Below are 17,862 nucleotides of genomic sequence, written 5' to 3' on the forward strand. Positions count from 1 at the left end.
AAAGGATGATTTCCATGCGCAAGACGATTCTGCAATTCGGTACCGTTCTGGCCTTGAGTCTGCTGGCCGCCAACGTGATGGCCGCGGTGTCGCCGGAAGTGGCCAACCAGCTCGGCACCCGCCTGACCCCGCTCGGGGCCGAAAAGGCCGGTAATGCCGATGGCTCGATTCCAGCCTGGACCGGTGGCCTGGCGAAAAGCGCCGGGGCGGTGGACAGCAAAGGTTTCCTCGCCGACCCGTTCGCCAACGAAAAGCCGTTGTTCGTGATCACCGCGTCGAACGTCGACCAGTACAAGGACAAACTCTCCGACGGCCAGGTCGCGATGTTCAAACGCTACCCCAAGACTTACAAAATTCCGGTTTATCCAACCCACCGCACCGTGGCGCTACCGGATGAAATCTATCAGTCGGCCAAGCGCAGCGCGCTGAACGTCACCCCGGTCAACGACGGCAACGGGCTGGCCAACTTCACGGGTAATCGCTACTACGCCTTCCCCATTCCGAAGAATGGCGTGGAGGTGATCTGGAACCACATCACCCGCTATCACGGCGGCAATCTGCGCCGCACTATTACCCAGGCCACTCCCCAGTCCAATGGCGATTTCACGGTGATCCGCTTCAAGGACGAAGTCGCCGTGCCGTCGTTGCTCAGCGATTTGAAACCGGGCAGCGACGATAATGTCCTCAACTACTTCAAGCAGGAGGTGACCGCCCCGGCGCGTCTGGCCGGCAGTGTATTGCTGGTTCACGAGACCCTCGACCAGGTCAAGGAGCCGCGCAAGGCCTGGATCTACAACGCTGGCCAGCGTCGCGTGCGACGTGCGCCGCAGGTGGCCTATGACGGTGTCGGCACCTCGTCCGACGGCCTGCGCACCACCGACAACTTCGACATGTTTTCCGGCGCGCCGGATCGCTACGACTGGAAACTGGTCGGCAAGAAGGAGATGTACATTCCCTATAACAGCTACAAACTCGATTCGCCCACCCTCAAGTACACCGATGTGATCAAGGCCGGGCACATCAATCAGGACTTGACCCGCTATGAGTTGCACCGGGTCTGGGAAGTGGTCGCCACGGTCAAGCCGAATGAGCGACACGTCTACGCCAAGCGTCACATGTACATCGACGAAGACACCTGGCAAGTGGCGCTGGCCGACCACTACGACGGTCGCGGTCAGCTCTGGCGCGTCGCCGAAGGGCATGCCCAGTTCTACTACGATCACCAGGTGCCGGCCTACACCGTTGAAGCGCTGTATGACGTGATTGCCGGCCGCTACATCGCCCTTGGGATGAAGAACGAAGAGAAGCGCAGCTTCGAGTTCAACGTCGAGGCAAAGGCAGCGGACTACACGCCGGCAGCCTTACGGAGTACGGGGGTCCGGTAGGTTTCCTACAGGCACCTACACAAAAAGGTGACTTTGCGGTCACCTGTTTTATAAGGGTCGATCAGTGTGTTGAATACTTCTTCAAGAAGCGCTCGAGTGGGGTCTACGGTGGCGCCAGCATTATAAAAAAGGCGCATCACCATGACTGCAATGACGCACTGTCCGGACAGCCCTGGCTTCCTGCCCCGATTGTCGCCCCATCATCAATCCCGTGAACGCTTGAGTGATCCCTTGCTGACCTCGCCGGCTCGGGTCAAATTGCTGTGCGCGCCAGCCGGCAGCGGCAAGAGCGCATTGCTCATCGAGTGCCTGTTGCGTGCGCCGCAGCCTTGTCGGCTCTGCTGGTTGCCGTTGGCGGGCCAAGTGTTGGGTGTTACCGAGTTCCGGCAACGCCTGGCGCAAACGCTAGGGTTGACAGCGTCGGACGAGTCCACGTTGTTGGCGTATCTGGCCTGCCTGCAAACGCCCACCTGGTTGTTCCTTGATGATTATTGCCGCACCCCGAACCCGGAAATGGACCTGTTGCTGGACCGACTATTGGCCATTAACAGTCCGATGATGACCTGGTGGCTGAGTACGCGTCGTCGACCGCCCTGTAATTGGCCACGACTATTGCTTGATGGCGAGTTGCATGACTGCGAGCCGGATTCGCTGGCGTTCCATCAGGCCGAAGTCGCACAACTGCTGCATGACCTGGCGCCTGAGCAAGCGCGCCACATTGCCAGCAGAATCATCGAGCGCAGCGGGGGCTGGTGCGCCGGTGTACGAATGGCGTTGCTGGAAAAATGTGATTGGGCACGCAACGACCCTGTGCTCGGGCGAGCGGATACCCTGCGCGATTACCTCGAGCACGAATTGTTTGCCGGCCTGCCTCCGGAGCTTGCCGAAGCCTGGCGGGTGCTGGCGCAACTGCCTCGCTTTAACGACCGATTGTGTGACCATCTGTTCGGTGCCGGGGAAGGCAGCGAACGTCTGAAGGCGTTACAGGCGCTAGGCTGTTTCATTGAGCCTTGGCAGGGTTCGACGCAATGGCTGCAGGTGGCAATTCCCCTCTCGCAACTTATGCGCGAAGAGCCGTGGCCGACGGGGCGTTCCTGGCACCGTCACGCGTGCCAGTGGTTTACCGTCGAAATGGATTGGAAGGCGGCTTTCGAACAGGCATTGCTGGCTAAAGAGTTCGAAGCCGCGTTCAGCCTGTTGCAGCACTTCAGCTTTGAGCATTTGTTCGAAGAGCAAACGGTGGTGCTTTTACTGCGCCTGCACGAGGAGCACGACGAGGAACTGATGTTCAGCTCGCCACAATTGGTGGGTCTGATCTGCGCCGCCTTGCTGTTTGCAGGGCGCTTCGACGATGCGGCTCAATGCATCGGGCAAATGTCGCGCTTCATGCCCCAGCCCACGGCGCACCAGCAACGGCAACTGATCGCACGCTGGCAGGCGCAGCAGGGATGGCTATTGCATTTGCAGGGGCGCATGGACAGCGCCCGTCAGCACTTTATCGATGCCTTGGGCGAGCTCGGTCCCGACCTCTGGACCGCTCGCTTGATGTGCTTGTCAGGGTTGGCCCAGCAGGCGTTGTTGCGGGGTGAACTTGATGTTGCACAGACGCTCAACCGAGAGGCGCTGTGCCTGGCCAGGGCGCAGGGCTCGCTGGTGTTAGAGGGCCTGATGGAGCTCGATCATGGGCAATTGCTTGAGCAGCGAGGTGCTGCGGGCAGGGCTGAAAAGCTGCTCGCCGGCATGTACGAACAACTGGCCGGGCTGCAACCGCTTCCGGAACCCCTATTGGGACGCATCGCCTTGCAGCTTGGGCGGGCAAGCCTGAGTCAGGGTCGTGACGCCGAGGCGCAAGTACGCTTTGAGGACGGTTTGCGCCTGTGCCTGCGCAGCCACGATAAGCGGGCGTTGTATGGCTTTCTCGGTCTGGCGCAGTTGGCGGCTAATCGTTCGGATTACGCCCAGGCCTTCGTCCAGTTGCGCGACGCCGAGCGATTGATGCAGCAGCGGCGGATTCCGGACACCGTGTATCGCGGCGTTTTACTGCACTACAGCTGTCGCTTCTGGCTGCAACAAGGGCGTACGAAGTTGGCCCATGACGCGTTGCACCGCGTTCTGCGCCACTACCACGGGCCACATGCAAGGCAGGCGCCGCCGGCAACACTGGAATTGATCCCGGGCCTGGACTGTTTGCTGGTACTGGCCGAGGTGCAACTGGGCCGGGCGAAATCTCCGCTGGAGCGGCTCGAAAGCCAATTGCAGTGGGCCTCGCAGCAGGGGATGTCCGGCTTGCAAGCACAGTTGCATCTGGTGCTCGCCGAGGTCGCCTGGCTGATGGGCGACTCGTCTCTTTCCAGACAGTCACTGCTAACGGGGTTGGCGATGGTCGAGCGCTGCAACCTGCAACAGATCCTGCACGAGGTACGTATGCGCCAGCCACGATTGCTGGGGGCCATGGGGGAAGGCGGATCGGATCATGCTCCGCAGGCGACGTCCGGTGCTGAGAACTGCCTGAGCCAACGTGAGATAGAAGTGTTGACGCTCGTGGCCCAAGGCCACTCCAACCAACAGATCGCCGATTTGTTGTTTATCTCGCTGCACACTGTAAAAACCCATGCACGGCGGATCCATGGGAAGTTAGGCGTTGAACGCCGAACGCAGGCCGTGGCCAAGGCCAAGCAGATTCGCTTGATTACTTAGTTTTTTATCGAGTAACGATATGTCTGATTTACGAATGCATACAGGTTTAGAGTGTACTTGGAGTGCAAGGGTGTTTATAAGTTTTCTTCGGTCCGGTGTGTTGTCTTTGATAAAACGGGCCAAGTCTTAACTTATTGAAAAGGATGCCGGTCATGACAAATGATTTATTGAAGGAAGTTAGCAAGAGGCTAGCCGAGGTCTACAGGAATATGGGTTTTACAATCGACGTGGACGACACATACCTCACGTCGTGGGTAGTCAATGATCAGGGAAAGCAGGTGATTGATTACTCGGAAAGTCTGAGCTGGGCGATCATGGAGAAAGTGCAAATAAACGAGGTGCCGCATTTTGAAGAGGCGTTTGCGGGTGTTTATTCAAAACGCTGGACGATGGATCGTGCTTATCAACTTGTCGTTATTGATCTGATTGATGTCAATAATGTGGGTCGCGTTGTCGTTGAGTCGTTTCGGCGCTAGAAAAATTTGGCGTGAGCCGGAAGTGCTGCGTAGTTATATTGATCTTGAGTGATTTTTCAGGCATGACTCAATCAATCGGCCTGCTCGGATATATGCCTGCTACAGATATTTGTCTTGTTGGATTGCGTATTAAATACGCATGCCGTACGTAGCCGGTTAGTTCACAACTTGGCATTCACAAGGCTACAGTCGGTTCATACCCCATGCGCCAGCTAACGGCCCGCGTCGCCGCCAACAGTCGCGTAGCGGCCGGGCCGTTTTCATCGGCATGGAACAACGAGGTCGGCCCCACGATGGTCAGCACCGCCGCGACATTACCCATCGCGTTGAATACCGGGGCGGACAGCGCATCCACGCCGGGCATCAACAACCCATGCACATGGTGCAGGCCCCGTTCGCGGATCTGTTTGCACAACGTTGCATACGCCTCATCGTTGGCCAGGGCGTGAGCGGTGCTGTTTTGCAACTCTTGCTCTCGCAAGTCCAAGGTTTCACGCGGGGGCAAATAGGCGCCGAAAACCAGCCCTGTCGATGAGCTGAGCAATGGCAACACCGAGCCCAGTTGTGTCACCACCGTCACCGCGCGCACCGCCGGTTCGATATGCACCACGGTCGCGCCCTGATTGCCCCACACCGCCAGGAAGCAGGTTTCGTTCAAGTCGTCGCGCAACTCGGCCAGCGGCAGGGCGGCGACTTTCAGCACGTCCATACTGTTGAGAGCCGACAAACCGACGCGCAACGCTTCGCGGCCCAGGCCGTAATGGTTGGTGGCGGGGTTCTGTTCGGCGAAGCCGCTGGCAATCAGCGCCTGCAGATAGCGATGGACCTTGCTCGCCGGCATCTGCACGTGTTCGGCCAATCGCGACAGAGACGTGGAAGGCGACAACTCGGCCAACGCCTTGAGGATGTCGGTACCGACCTCGGCCGAGCGGACTTTCTGTTTGCCGTTGCTGTCGCTGTTCTTTTCCATGGTGGTGCTGTTATCCCGGGACGAATGGGCGTCTTTATAGCTTGACGGTCAATACCAATCAAATTACGTTATGCGTAATCAAATTACGATAAAAACAACCCTGGCGTGCCTCGACCTCTGCAACAGAGCGAGCGGCCACTGCCGACTCCCTGTTCAGGAGGCTCCATGAACCCCGATTCAACGATGCCAACGCTGGCCTACCTGTCCGGCTTCGGCAACGAATTCAACAGCGAAGCCTTGCCCGGCGCACTGCCCGTGGGCCAGAACTCTCCGCAAAAAGCCCCATATGGCCTCTACACCGAATTGTTCTCCGGCACGGCGTTCACCATGCCGCGTAGCGAGGCTCGGCGGACCTGGATGTACCGGATCCAGCCGTCCGCCAATCATCCAGCGTTCGTCAAACTCGATCGGCAACTGGCCGGCGGTTCACTGGGTGAGGTGACCCCCAATCGCCTGCGATGGAACCCGCTGGAGATCCCCACTGAGCCGACCGATTTCATCGACGGACTGGTGAGCATGGCGGCCAACTCGGGCGCCGAAAAACCGGCCGGGGTCAGCATCTACACCTACCGCGCCAACCGCTCAATGGAGCGGGTGTTCTTCAATGCCGACGGTGAATGGTTGTTGGTGCCGGAACTGGGGCGCCTGCGCATCGTTACCGAGTTGGGCGTGCTGGAGCTTGCGCCGCTGGAAATTGCCGTGCTGCCGCGCGGCCTGAAATTGCGCATCGAATTGCTCGACCCGCAAGCTCGTGGGTACCTCGCGGAAAACCACGGCGCGCCGCTGCGCCTGCCGGACCTGGGACCGATTGGCAGCAATGGCCTGGCCAACGCGCGGGACTTCCTGACCCCGGTGGCGGCCTACGAAAACCTGCAACAACCCACCACGCTGGTGCAGAAGTTCCTCGGCCAATTGTGGGCTTGCGAGCTCGATCACTCGCCGCTCAACGTGGTCGCCTGGCACGGCAATAACGTGCCGTACAAGTATGACTTGCGCCGGTTCAACACCATCGGCACGGTCAGCTTCGATCACCCCGATCCGTCGATCTTCACCGTGTTGACCTCGCCGACCAGCGTCCATGGCCTGGCCAACCTCGACTTCGTGATCTTCCCGCCGCGCTGGATGGTGGCCGAGAAGACCTTCCGTCCGCCGTGGTTCCATCGCAACCTGATGAACGAATACATGGGCCTGATCCAGGGCGCCTACGATGCCAAGGCTGAAGGTTTCGTGCCCGGCGGTGCTTCCCTGCACAGCTGCATGAGCGCCCACGGCCCGGACGGCGAAACCTGCACCAAGGCGATCAACGCCGAGCTGGCGCCGGCAAAAATCGACAACACCATGGCCTTCATGTTCGAGACCAGCCAGGTGCTGCGCCCAAGCCGTTTCGCCCTCGATTGCCCACAACTGCAAAACACCTACGATGCCTGCTGGGCCACATTGCCCGCCACTTTCGACCCGACCCGGAGATAACCCATGACGCAGACTTCCCTCACTCGCAGCTGGGTTGCATCCGCCAATGATCACGCGGATTTCCCCCTGCAAAACCTGCCGCTGGGTGTGTTCAGCATCAACGGCTCTGCACCGCGCAGCGGCGTGGCCATCGGCGAACATATCTTTGATCTGCAAGCGGCCCTGGATGCGGGGTTGTTCGACGGCGCCGCGAAAACTGCGGTCGAAGCGACCCGTGGCGGCCAGTTGAATGCGTTCTTTGAACTGGGCCGCGAGGCTCGTGTGGCGCTGCGTGAGCGCTTGCTGGAACTGTTCGCCGAAGGCAGCACCCTGCACGGCAAGATCGAAGCCCAGGGCGCGAAACTGCTGCCGCTGGCGGCGGACTGTCAGATGCAGCTGCCGGCGAAAATCAACGACTACACCGACTTCTACGTCGGCATCGAGCACGCGCAAAACGTTGGCAAACTGTTCCGCCCCGACAACCCGTTACTGCCGAACTACAAGTACGTGCCAATCGGTTACCACGGCCGTGCGTCGACCGTTCGCCCGTCCGGCACCGACGTCCGTCGTCCGAAAGGCCAGACCTTGCCAGCCGGCCAGACCGAGCCGACCTTTGGTCCGTGCGCACGCCTGGACTACGAACTGGAACTGGGCATCTGGATCGGCCAGGGCAACGACATGGGCGACTCGATTGCCATTGGCGACGCCGCCGATCACATCGCCGGTTTTTGCCTGCTCAACGACTGGTCGGCCCGCGACATCCAGGCCTGGGAGTACCAGCCGCTCGGGCCTTTCCTGTCGAAAAGCTTTATCACCAGCGTCTCCCCGTGGGTGGTCACCGCCGAAGCGCTGGAGCCATTCCGTCGCGCCCAGCCTGAGCGTCCGCAGGGCGATCCACAACCGCTGCCGTACCTGCTCGACAAGCGCGACCAGGCCGCTGGCGCATTCGACATCGAACTGGAAGTGCTGCTGCTCACCGAAGCCATGCGCGAACAGAACCTGCCGGCGCATCGCCTGACCTTGAGCAACACGCAACACATGTACTGGACCGTGGCGCAAATGGTTGCTCACCACAGCGTCAATGGTTGCCAATTGCAGGCCGGCGACCTGTTCGGTTCGGGCACCTTGTCGGGGCCGCAGAACGGTCAGTTCGGCAGCCTGCTGGAAATGACCGACGGCGGGAAAAAGCCGATCGAACTGGCCTCGGGTGAGGTGCGTAAATTCCTCGAGGACGGCGACGAAATCATCCTGCGCGGTCGTTGCCGCCGTGAGGGTTTCGCGTCCATCGGTTTCGGCGAGTGCCGCGGCAAAGTGCTGCCGGCGCGCTAACAGGAGCGGGGCATGGAACTCTATACCTACTACCGTTCGACATCGTCGTACCGGGTGCGGATCGCATTGGCGCTCAAGGGCATGGATTATCAAGCCCTGCCGGTCAACCTGATCGCAGCACAGGGCGGCGAGCATCGACAGCCGCCGTACCTGGGCATCAACCCGCAGGGCCGTGTGCCGGCCCTGCGCACCGACGAGGGTGAATTACTGATCCAGTCTCCGGCGATCATCGAATACCTGGAGGAACGTTATCCACAGGTGCCCTTGTTATCCAAAGACCTCGCTGCTCGCGCTCACGAGCGCGGCGTGGCGGCGCTGATCGGTTGCGATGTGCACCCGCTGCACAACGTCAGTGTGCTCAATCGGCTGCGGCAGTTGGGTCATGACGAACCGCAGGTGGTGGAGTGGATCGGCCACTGGATCGGCCAGGGGTTGGCTGCGGTCGAGCAGTTGATCGGCGATGACGGTTACTGCTTCGGCCCCGAACCGGGGTTGGCGGATGTCTACCTGATCCCACAGCTGTATGCGGCCGAGCGCTTCAACATTTCCCTCGAGGCTTGTCCGCGAATTCGCCGCGTGGCCGCGCTGGCGTTGGCGCATCCGGCATTCATCAAGGCGCATCCGACGAATCAGCCCGATACCCCTTGACGCGTCATCTGTCCCTGTAGGAGCGGGCTTGCCCGCGAAAAGGCCATGTCAGCCAACAAAAATTGAGCTGACACACCGCTTTCGCGAGCAAGCTTGCTCCTACAAAGGTTTGTGATCAATGGACGATGGCGTTCGGCGGCAGATGCCCCAGTCGTTCGGTCAGGCGAATCCGCTGGATCGGGTCATCACTGAGCAGCAGGGCGTGTTCGAGGTCGAAGCGCTCGGCGTTCGGGCACTCCAGCCGTTGGTACAGACTGGCCCGGGCCAGGTAGTCGGCGGCGTTTGCATCGCCCAGTTCGAGTACGCGCCCGGCATCGACCAAGGCATTGATGAAGTCGTCGTGGGACAAGTGCAACTGGCGCAGGTTGCGCGATAGCCGTTGCAGCATCTGAACCGGTTGGGCGGTCGCCAGGTGCTCGGCGCTGAGCTTCATGTTCGGGCCGTATTGGCGATGCAGCAATTCCCGGCAATCGTTCGGGTACAGGCGACGGCCACCGCAGGGGTCGAGCAAATGATCGGCGCCCGGCACCCGTAGCAGGAAATGCCCGGGAAAGTTGACCCCGACCAGCGGAATCTCTAGCCCCCTGGCCAGTTCCAGCGCTATCAACCCCAGTGCCAAGGGTTGCCCGCGTCGGCGCTCCATCACCCTGTTGAGCAACGCCGCTTGTGGGCGTAACGGCGTGAAATCATCCTGTGCAAAACCCAGGTCATTCATGCGCCGCAGCAGCGGCTGGGCCAATTCGCTGACCGGCAACATAGGCAAGCCGCCGCTGACCCGTTGTTGCAACGCTCGAAACTCAGCCAGCAGGGCTACCGGCTTCACCTCGCTGTCGTGTTCGGCGGCAATCCATAGCGCCGCCTCGAACAATTCGGGCGGTGAACGTTGCAGGCAGGCGAAAAACGATTGGCGCGGGGTCATCGAAATCTCCGGGCAATGCCTCGTTTTAGCCCCCTCGCCGGCATTCGTCCAGTGCCACCGTCGGGCGAAACAGGTTATTTCCGAAAGCCTGCATCGGGGCCGTGCTTATTCCGCTGCGCTTCTGCAATTTTTGAGCGCAAGCCTATACTGGCGACTACAAGAAGTGATTCGGGAGCCTTACGATGTTCGCTCTCATGCAAAGCACTCGCCTTGAATCGCTGCATCTGAGCGTTGACCCGGTCACCGGGTTGAAGGCGGTCATTGCCATTCATAACAGCCGACTGGGGCCTGCCCTGGGGGGCTGTCGTTACCTTGCCTACCCCAACGACGAATCGGCGGTCGAGGATGCGGTGCGCCTGGCCCAGGGCATGAGCTACAAGGCGGCGTTGGCCGGTCTGGCCCAGGGCGGCGGCGTGGCGGTCATCGTGCGCCCGGCCCATGTGGAAAACCGCGCGGCATTGTTCGAAGCCTTCGGGCGCTGCATCGATCAGCTCGAAGGCCGTTACATCACGGCCATCGACAGCGGCACGTCAGTCGCGGACATGGACTGCATCGCCCAGCAAACCCAGCATGTCACCAGCACCACCTCGGCGGGCGACCCCGCGCCGCACGCGGCGATGGGCGTGTTCACCGGCATCCGTAGCACCGCCATGGCCCGGCTCGGCAGCGACAACCTCGAAGGCCTGCGCGTGGCGATCCAGGGTCTGGGCAATGTCGGCTATGCACTGGCCGAACAGCTGCACGCGGCCGGTGCCGAACTGCTGGTCAGCGACATCGATCACGGCAAGGTGCAACTGGCCATGGAGCAACTCGGCGCGCACCCGATAGCCAACGACGCGCTGCTCAGCACGCCGTGCGACATCCTCGCGCCCTGCGGCTTGGGCGGTATGCTCAATAGCAATACCGTGACGCAGTTGCGCTGTTCGGCGGTGGCCGGTTCGGCGAACAATCAGCTGACGCACCTGGATGTCGCTGACCAACTGGAGCGCCGTGGCATCCTGTACGCGCCGGACTACGTGATCAACGCCGGCGGGCTGATCTACGTGTCGCTCAAGCACCGAGGCGAGGAATTGCCGACCATCACCGCTCACCTGTCGAAAATCAGCTCACGTCTGACCGAAGTATTCGCCCACGCCCAGGCGGAAAAACGCTCCCCTGCACGGGTAGCGGATGAGTTGGCGGAGAAAGTGCTGTACCGGTGAAACGGATGGGTTTACGCATGAAAAAGGCCCTGAGCCATTTGACTCAGGGCCTATTCAATTGTTGGGCTTTGCTTACTTCGCGGCTTTGGGCGCCTTGGCAGGCTTGGCCGGTGCTACGAGCTCGGCGGCTTCAACCACGTCGACTTCGTCGACCGGTTCTGCCACGGCGACCGATGCGCTGAGCAGTTCGTTCAGGGCGTCCGGTTGGCTCTTGAATGCCTTGGCGAACACATCGCGATTCTTCGCCATGTAGATCCCGGCTTCTTCCACTTGCTGCTCGGTCAGCGACGGAACGGCTTTTTGCAACACGTCAGCCAGCAATTCGGCCAGCTCGAGCATTTTGTCATGACGGTCAGCTTCGGCTTTATCCATGAACAAGCGCTCCAGATCTCGGCTGCTGCGGTATACCACTTCGACGGCCATTCACCACCTCACATGCCTTCACATTGGTTGTCGATTTCGACTACTGTATCTATATACAGCGAAAAGGATAAGCGAAACCCGATCTTTTGGGTAGTGGCTTTTTAATGTAGACCGCGCAGGCGGATTTGCACGGTCCCCTGTAGGAGCAGGCTTGCCCGCGAAGTGGCCAGGCAATTCGCCACAAAAGTGTCCAGCAGCAGACCACTTTCATCTCACTCAACAGTCACTGGCCTTTTTTCTGCATGCAGAAAAACCGTCACGTCCAACCCGCATCATCCGGTCGAGCCGACCTAAGGAAGCAGCATCGTGAAAATCAACTGGGCCGAAAAACTGCGGCAGAACGTGCATGAGCTGGCCGAGTCGCTGGGCAATCTGTTCGTCGAGACCTTTCACTACATGGCGTTGTTCGCCATTGGTGCGGTGACCGCCTGGGCGGCGGTGATGGAGTTTCTCGGGATGATCGAGGAGGGGCACATCAAGATCGATGACATCCTGCTGCTGTTCATCTACTTGGAGCTGGGGGCGATGGTCGGGATTTATTTCAAGACCAATCACATGCCGGTGCGGTTCCTGATCTACGTGGCGATCACCGCGCTGACGCGGCTGCTGATTTCCAACGTGTCGCACCACAACCCGCCCGACCTGGGAATCATCTACCTGTGCGGCGGGATCCTGCTGTTGGCGTTTGCGATTTTGGTGGTGCGTTACGCGTCGTCGCAATTCCCCTCGGTGAAGATCGAAAACCCGCAACGCAAGATCGGTGCGGGCTCCAGTGAACATCCAGAGGTCGAGAAGGGCGAAATCTAGAGCGCGAGCGTGGGGCGCGGCTGCCCTTTGACGGAGGATGGCGGCAAGGGCCGGCCGCTGCCGCTGGTCATGGATTCGAGGATGGCCACGGCGCTGTGGCCCTGTTCGATGGCAATGCCGAATTGAATGCTTTGTACCAGCCGTTTGAGGCGCTGCAGATCGTTGCGTTGTTCGGCGCTGATCATGCGCTTGGCCACTACGCGGCCGCTGTTGGAGAGGGTCAGCATGATGCTGCCGTCCAGGCCCTGAATGCTCAGGTTGATCTGGTAATCCGCTGCAAAGGCATCGGTAATGAGCTGGAAAGGGTTGTCCATGATGCGTCACCGCCTGATTGAACGTGCAGTTGTTGACCGGCCGTGATCAGGTTGGTTCGCCATGCCGGACCATCGGCCATCTCGTCAGCTTGTTCCAACACAGGATGTAGCAAGGCTCATGCCGACAAAATTGTCGGACAAAAATCACGCTCTGTAGGAGCAAGCTTGCTCGCGATGGTCGTCAACGATAACGTGTAAACCCTGACACCCACGGTGCCTTTGGGTTTTTCGCGAGCAAGCTTGCTCCTACGGAGGGCCGCGATTTCTGCACGTTTCGGGGCAATAGCGGTGGGCGTGCAACCAAAACGGTCAGCATTCCACCCAGTTCACTGCCAGTCCGCCCCGTGATGTTTCCTTGTATTTGTCGTGCATGTCGGCGCCGGTGTCGCGCATGGTGCGGATCACCCGGTCCAGGGAAATGAAGTGTTGGCCGTTGCCGCGCAGGGCCATTTGCGTGGCGTTGATGGCTTTCACCGCGGCGATGGCGTTGCGCTCGATGCACGGCACCTGCACCAGTCCGCCCACCGGGTCGCAGGTAAGGCCGAGGTTGTGTTCCAGGCCGATTTCGGCGGCGTTTTCCAACTGCTCAGGCGTTGCGCCCAGCACTTCAGCCAAGCCGGCGGCGGCCATGGCACACGCGGAGCCGACCTCACCCTGGCAGCCGACTTCGGCGCCGGAAATCGAAGCGTTTTTCTTGCACAGGATGCCGACGGCGGCGGCGCCCAGGAAGAACGCGACTACGTCGTCGTCAGACGCATCGGCATTGAATTTCATGTAGTAGTGCAGCACCGCGGGAATGATCCCCGCCGCGCCGTTGGTCGGCGCGGTGACCATGCGCCCGCCGGCGGCGTTTTCCTCGTTCACCGCGAGGGCGTAGAGATTGACCCACTCCATGGCCGATAATGTGGAGGTGATGACATTCGGCTTGCCGATTTCCTGCAGGCTGCGATGCAGGTTCGCCGCTCGACGTGGAACATTCAGACCACCGGGCAGGATGCCTTCGTGGCGTAAACCCTGTTCGACGCATTCGCGCATCACCGACCAGATATGCAGCAGGCCCTGGCGAATTTCGGCATCGCTGCGCCAGGCTCGTTCGTTGGCCATCATGAGTTCGCTCACTCGCAGCCCATGCTCGTTACACAGCTTGAGCAATTCGGCGGCGCTGGAGAAATCGTAAGGCAGCACTACGTCGCCAGTGAGTGCGATCCCGGACTCGGCTTCGGCCGCTTCGATGATGAAACCGCCCCCCACCGAGTAATAGGTTTGCTCGAACAGTTCGCCGGTATCGCCAAAGGCGGTAAGGGACATGGCGTTAGGGTGGTAGGGCAGGCTCTCGTCGAGTAGCAGCAGATCGCGTTGCCAGTCGAAGGCAATTTGCGTTGCACCTGCCAGACACAACTTGCCCGTTTCGTGCAGGGTCTGAAGGCGGCTGTCGATGGTGTCCGGATCAATGCTGTCCGGCCATTCGCCCATCAGGCCCATGACGCAGGCTCGATCCGTTGCATGACCCACACCGGTCGCGGAAAGCGAGCCGTATAGGCGCACTTGCACACGCCGCACATTGGCCAGAAAACCTCGATCGGACAGCGCTTGTGCGAAGGTCGCGGCGGCACGCATCGGACCGACGGTATGTGAGCTGGACGGGCCGATGCCGACTTTGAAGAGATCGAAAACACTGATAGCCATGCTAAAGCCTATACACCTAATGGAAGAGGAAATTGCCGCCATTTTTGTAGGACTAGCGCAATGTCAGCGATACTGCCCGGCAAGGTCCTACGTGACCAACGAAAATTCCTAAGACATCCTTTAGCAGGACTAAACGATGAGTCGTCAATTGCACGCCCAGACCTACGTCTGGCTGAACGTGTTTGCCTGTGCCGCCCGGCACCTGTCGTTCACCCGTTGCGCCGAAGAACTGCACATCACGCCGGGGGCAGTCAGCCAGCAGATTCGCCAGTTGGAAGAACGCCTGGGGTTTCGCTTGTTTCACCGTCGCGCCCGCGGTGTGGAACTGAGCGCCGAGGGCCAGCGCCTGGCGGTGACCGTCAACGAGGCCTTTGGTAGCATCGACGCGGAATTGCGGCGGCTGGACGCTGGCATGATCAGCGGGATTCTGCGGGTGCGGTCGATTCCGTCCTTCCTGAGTAAATGGCTGACCCCGCGCCTGCCGCGTTTGCAGCAGCGTTTTCCGGACATCCAATTGCGGCTGGTGGCCGAGGACAGCAGCGTGCCGTTGCATGAAGGTGACTTCGACCTGGCGATCGACCTCAACGACGGTAGCTATCCGGGCCTGTTATCCACAGCCTTGCTCGACGAACAGATTTTCCCTGTGTGCGCGCCGAGCTTGCTGCGCGGGCGTCCGCCGCTGCATGGTCCGGCAGACCTGGTGCACTTTCCCTTGTTGCATGACATCACCGCCTGGCGCGGCAGTTATGAATATGCCGAATGGGAGTTCTACCTCCACGCCATCGGCTTCGAAGGTGCGGATGTGCGACGCGGGCATACCTTCAATCGCAATCACCTGACCATCGAAGCGGCCATTGCCGGGATGGGCGTGGCGATTGCCCGGCGAACATTGCTCAACGACGAACTGGAACGTGGGGCGCTGATCGTGCCATTCGGCCTGGCGGTACCCAACCACAAGCGCTACATGCTGCTTTATGCGCCGGGTGCGCTGAGCCATCCGGGCGTGCGGGCGGTGCATGACTGGCTGGTGGAAGAGGCGGGGGTTTTTCGCGATCTGCACCCCTTGGGAGAGCGGCAGATGTAAGGAATTCGGACAGGGAAGCAGGGCGACCCAACTCCCGACCTTAACAGCGCTTTTGCTCGTTGTCCGACTTTTTTTGCGTATGAATATTTATCTTTTTTCAGGGGTTGAATTGTTCAGCGTACAGACCGATTGTGTAAGTAAGAGGTCACGGTGACGACGCCCAAGGGCTCACTGACCGGCCTCTCGCGAGCTAGCTGAAATAAGGGATGAACTATGCAAATCCAAGTCAATAGCGATAACCATATTCAAGGCAGTAAACGACTGGAGGAGTGGGTACGTACGACCATTGAGAGCACGCTCGAACGCTACGAAGAGGACCTGACCCGAGTCGAGGTTCACCTGCGGGACGAGAACGGCGACAAGCCCGGTCCCCACGATATGCGCTGCCAACTGGAGGCGCGGCCAAAAGGCCATCAACCGATTTCCGTCACCCATAAAGCCTCCACCATGGAGCAGGCGATCGACGGAGCGGCGACCAAACTTGAACATGCGCTGGAGCATATGTTCGGCAAATTACGCGGCAAACGAGCCAATGTGGTGCCCATCGAGACTGGCGCCCATGCCGACCAGCTGCTGGAAGAAGAGTTTCTGGAAAACGAACAGGCAGCGCGTAACGGCTAACACCTGATTCACTTTTTACCTTCCCACGAAAACGGGCCTGCATTGCAGGCCCGTTTTGGTTTCTGCTGAACGAAATCTGCCTGTGCGTTCGATCATTTTTGCGTATGAGAATATTTATCATTAGTATTGCGCGCATGCCGGTCCTGACGCTGATGTGGCTTCAGCCGGTTTCCAGGTCGAAACATGAACGCCAAGTCCCGAACACTTCCTCCGGAACCCCACCCGATCGAACGCGCTGAACTGCGCGGCGACCGCGCGCACTTTCTTCAGGTTTTCCTTTCCCAGCGCTCTCAAATGGAAGCACTGGTGAGTCGACGCGTCGGTTGTCAGGCGACGGCGGCGGACCTGATACAAGACTTGTTTCTGCGTTTCTGGCGGCGGCCGCTGGTACAGGTCGAGGAACTCAGCACCTACTTGCTGCGCTGCGCCGGCAACATCGCCATCGATCATTTGCGCAGTGAAGGCACGCGCGTGCGGGCCAGCGAAGGCTTGATGGTCGAGCCTGCGGACAGCCATGGCAGCGGACCGCAAGCGGCGCTGGAGGCGGGCAACGATTTGCGTCACGTCGAAGCGGCGTTGCGCGCGTTACCGGAACGCACGCGGCAGATTTTTTTGCTCAATCGCATCCATGGCCGTAAATACGCCGAGATCGCCAAGGTCATGGGCCTGTCCCAAAGTGCCGTGGAAAAACATATGATGCGCGCCCTCGAAGCCTGCAAGGCCAGCCTTCGGCAGCCCGACACACGATCGCCAGGGAAAGCACCGTGAATCACGTCGAACGCGTCATTGCGACGCCCGCTCAGGAACAGGCCGCGCTGGCCTGGCTGAGTTTGTTGCATGACCAGCCCAGCAACGGCGACCAGGCGATCTTCAGCCAATGGCTGCAGGCCGACGCCGCCCATGCCGAGGCATACGCCCAGGCCCAAGTGCTTTGGGAACTGAGCGAAGGACCGGCACGCACGCTCGCCGATGAAGACGCCTTTGCCTTGCAGGACTATTTGAATGCGATGAAAGGTTCACGGCGCAGCAGGTTCGGACGCTGGTCGGGTGGCTTGGCCATGGCAGCCTGCCTGTTGTTGATGGTGAGCCTCGGCACAGGCTGGCAGCCGATGCGCTGGATCGACGACCTGGGTGCCGATTACGTCTCGGCGCCGGGGGAGATCCGTACCGTGACCCTGGCCGATCAATCGCAGGTAACACTGGATGCCGACAGCGCCATCACCGTGGATTTCAGTCGCGGGGAGCGGCATGTGCAACTGCGCCGCGGTGCCGGGTTTTTCAGCGTGACGCACACGGGGGAACCGTTTGTGGTCGACGCGCAAAAAGGCCAGGCGCGGGTCTTGGGCACACAGTTCGAGGTTCGCCTGCAGCCTCGCGGTGTGCAGGTCACGGTGCTGTCTGGGCGAGTCGGCGTCACGGCGCAGCAGGACGCCGAACAACAGATCCTCACAGCCGGCCAGCAAGTGGCCTACGGCGAAGGCTCGGCAGAAAAACTCTACGCAGTGGACAGCGAGGCGCAACTGGCTTGGCGCCAGGGTTGGCTCAATTACTACAAGGCGACGCTGGCCGACGTCGTAAATGACCTCAGTCGCTATTACCCGGGACGGATCGTGCTGCTCAACGATGAACTGGCGACGCGCCGGGTCAGTGGCAGCTTTCCGAGCCGGAACCCACAGGCGGTGTTGAGTTCGTTGCAGGGTGTGTTGGGGTTTGAGCAGCATCAGGTGTTGGGGCATCTGATTATTTTGCGTTGAGGCGGGCGGCCTCTTCGCTGGCAAGCCAGCTCCTACAGGGGAATGCATTGCAAATTGTAGGAGCTGGCTTGCCAGCGATGGGGCCCGTTCAAACACCC

16 protein-coding genes and 1 pseudogene are annotated in these 17,862 nt (G+C 60.2%); 12 read left to right on the plus strand and 5 right to left on the minus strand.

Going from position 1 to position 17,862, the window contains the following annotated elements; translation table 11 throughout:
• Window positions 1-14 precede the first annotated feature (14 nt).
• The 3 genes from J1D76_RS20535 (at window position 15) to J1D76_RS20545 (ending at window position 4,558) form a co-directional block, all read left to right on the plus strand.
• A complete protein-coding gene (locus J1D76_RS20535) occupies window positions 15-1,385 on the plus strand; it encodes a DUF1329 domain-containing protein (RefSeq protein WP_421140178.1) in 1,371 nt (456 codons plus the stop codon).
• Between the two features lie 141 nt (window positions 1,386-1,526).
• Entirely contained in the window at window positions 1,527-4,082 is a 2,556-nt protein-coding gene (locus J1D76_RS20540) for a LuxR C-terminal-related transcriptional regulator (protein WP_421140179.1), read from the plus strand.
• Between the two features lie 152 nt (window positions 4,083-4,234).
• Complete coding sequence (locus J1D76_RS20545) at window positions 4,235-4,558, plus strand: hypothetical protein (RefSeq protein WP_421140180.1); 324 nt, start codon at window positions 4,235-4,237, stop codon at window positions 4,556-4,558.
• A 175-nt stretch (window positions 4,559-4,733) separates the two neighbouring features.
• Here the strand turns inward: J1D76_RS20545 and J1D76_RS20550 are convergent, their stop codons facing one another.
• Complete coding sequence (locus tag J1D76_RS20550) at window positions 4,734-5,528, minus strand: IclR family transcriptional regulator (RefSeq protein ID WP_421140182.1); 795 nt, start codon at window positions 5,526-5,528, stop codon at window positions 4,734-4,736.
• Window positions 5,529-5,693: 165 nt separating this feature from the next.
• Here J1D76_RS20550 and hmgA point away from each other — a divergent pair, with 165 nt between their 5' ends.
• The 3 genes from hmgA to maiA are packed head-to-tail and all read left to right on the plus strand — an operon-like array spanning window position 5,694 to window position 8,954.
• Window positions 5,694-6,998, plus strand: a complete 1,305-nt coding sequence (gene hmgA, locus J1D76_RS20555) for a homogentisate 1,2-dioxygenase (RefSeq protein ID WP_421140183.1) — start codon at window positions 5,694-5,696, stop codon at window positions 6,996-6,998.
• 3 nt (window positions 6,999-7,001) lie between these two features.
• The gene (gene fahA, locus J1D76_RS20560) at window positions 7,002-8,306 is read left to right on the plus strand and encodes a fumarylacetoacetase (RefSeq protein WP_421140185.1); all 1,305 of its coding nucleotides are present in this window, start codon (window positions 7,002-7,004) and stop codon (window positions 8,304-8,306) included.
• Window positions 8,307-8,318: 12 nt separating this feature from the next.
• Entirely contained in the window at window positions 8,319-8,954 is a 636-nt protein-coding gene (maiA, locus tag J1D76_RS20565; protein ID WP_421140186.1) for a maleylacetoacetate isomerase, read from the plus strand.
• Between the two features lie 115 nt (window positions 8,955-9,069).
• Here maiA and J1D76_RS20570 read toward each other — a convergent pair whose 3' ends face one another.
• A complete protein-coding gene (locus tag J1D76_RS20570) occupies window positions 9,070-9,873 on the minus strand; it encodes a SirB1 family protein (RefSeq protein ID WP_421140187.1) in 804 nt (267 codons plus the stop codon).
• Between the two features lie 182 nt (window positions 9,874-10,055).
• On the opposite strand from J1D76_RS20570, the gene J1D76_RS20575 reads away from it, so the two are divergent.
• Window positions 10,056-11,075 (plus strand): Glu/Leu/Phe/Val dehydrogenase dimerization domain-containing protein, encoded by a 1,020-nt coding sequence (locus J1D76_RS20575; protein WP_421140188.1) that lies wholly within the window; start codon window positions 10,056-10,058, stop codon window positions 11,073-11,075.
• A gap of 165 nt (window positions 11,076-11,240) precedes the next feature.
• Here the strand turns inward: J1D76_RS20575 and J1D76_RS20580 are convergent.
• Window positions 11,241-11,498 (minus strand): annotated as a pseudogene (locus J1D76_RS20580) (YebG family protein); the annotation flags it as partial.
• A 306-nt stretch (window positions 11,499-11,804) separates the two neighbouring features.
• Between J1D76_RS20580 and J1D76_RS20585 the strand changes: the two are divergent.
• Window positions 11,805-12,305 (plus strand): phosphate-starvation-inducible protein PsiE, encoded by a 501-nt coding sequence (locus J1D76_RS20585; protein ID WP_421140189.1) that lies wholly within the window; start codon window positions 11,805-11,807, stop codon window positions 12,303-12,305.
• Here the strand turns inward: J1D76_RS20585 and J1D76_RS20590 are convergent.
• A complete protein-coding gene (locus J1D76_RS20590; RefSeq protein WP_421140190.1) occupies window positions 12,302-12,619 on the minus strand; it encodes a DUF3509 domain-containing protein in 318 nt (105 codons plus the stop codon). The two genes, J1D76_RS20585 and J1D76_RS20590, sit on opposite strands and share 4 nt — an antisense overlap.
• Before the next feature lie 309 nt (window positions 12,620-12,928).
• On the minus strand, window positions 12,929-14,305 hold the full coding sequence (locus tag J1D76_RS20595; RefSeq protein ID WP_421140192.1) for an L-serine ammonia-lyase: 1,377 nt from the start codon (window positions 14,303-14,305) through the stop codon (window positions 12,929-12,931).
• Between the two features lie 136 nt (window positions 14,306-14,441).
• Between J1D76_RS20595 and J1D76_RS20600 the strand changes: the two genes are divergently transcribed.
• The 4 genes from J1D76_RS20600 (at window position 14,442) to J1D76_RS20615 (ending at window position 17,764) form a co-directional block, all read left to right on the plus strand.
• Entirely contained in the window at window positions 14,442-15,389 is a 948-nt protein-coding gene (locus J1D76_RS20600; protein ID WP_421140193.1) for a LysR substrate-binding domain-containing protein, read from the plus strand.
• 213 nt (window positions 15,390-15,602) lie between these two features.
• Window positions 15,603-16,010, plus strand: a complete 408-nt coding sequence (locus J1D76_RS20605) for an HPF/RaiA family ribosome-associated protein (protein WP_421140194.1) — start codon at window positions 15,603-15,605, stop codon at window positions 16,008-16,010.
• A 183-nt stretch (window positions 16,011-16,193) separates the two neighbouring features.
• Entirely contained in the window at window positions 16,194-16,778 is a 585-nt protein-coding gene (locus J1D76_RS20610) for an RNA polymerase sigma factor (protein WP_421140196.1), read from the plus strand.
• Complete coding sequence (locus tag J1D76_RS20615) at window positions 16,775-17,764, plus strand: FecR family protein (protein WP_421140197.1); 990 nt, start codon at window positions 16,775-16,777, stop codon at window positions 17,762-17,764. Before J1D76_RS20610 ends, J1D76_RS20615 begins: the two co-directional genes overlap by 4 nt.
• Window positions 17,765-17,862 lie beyond the last annotated feature (98 nt).

Source organism: Pseudomonas sp. NFX15 (genome assembly GCF_049132105.1).
Classification (GTDB): Bacteria; Pseudomonadota; Gammaproteobacteria; order Pseudomonadales; family Pseudomonadaceae; genus Aquipseudomonas.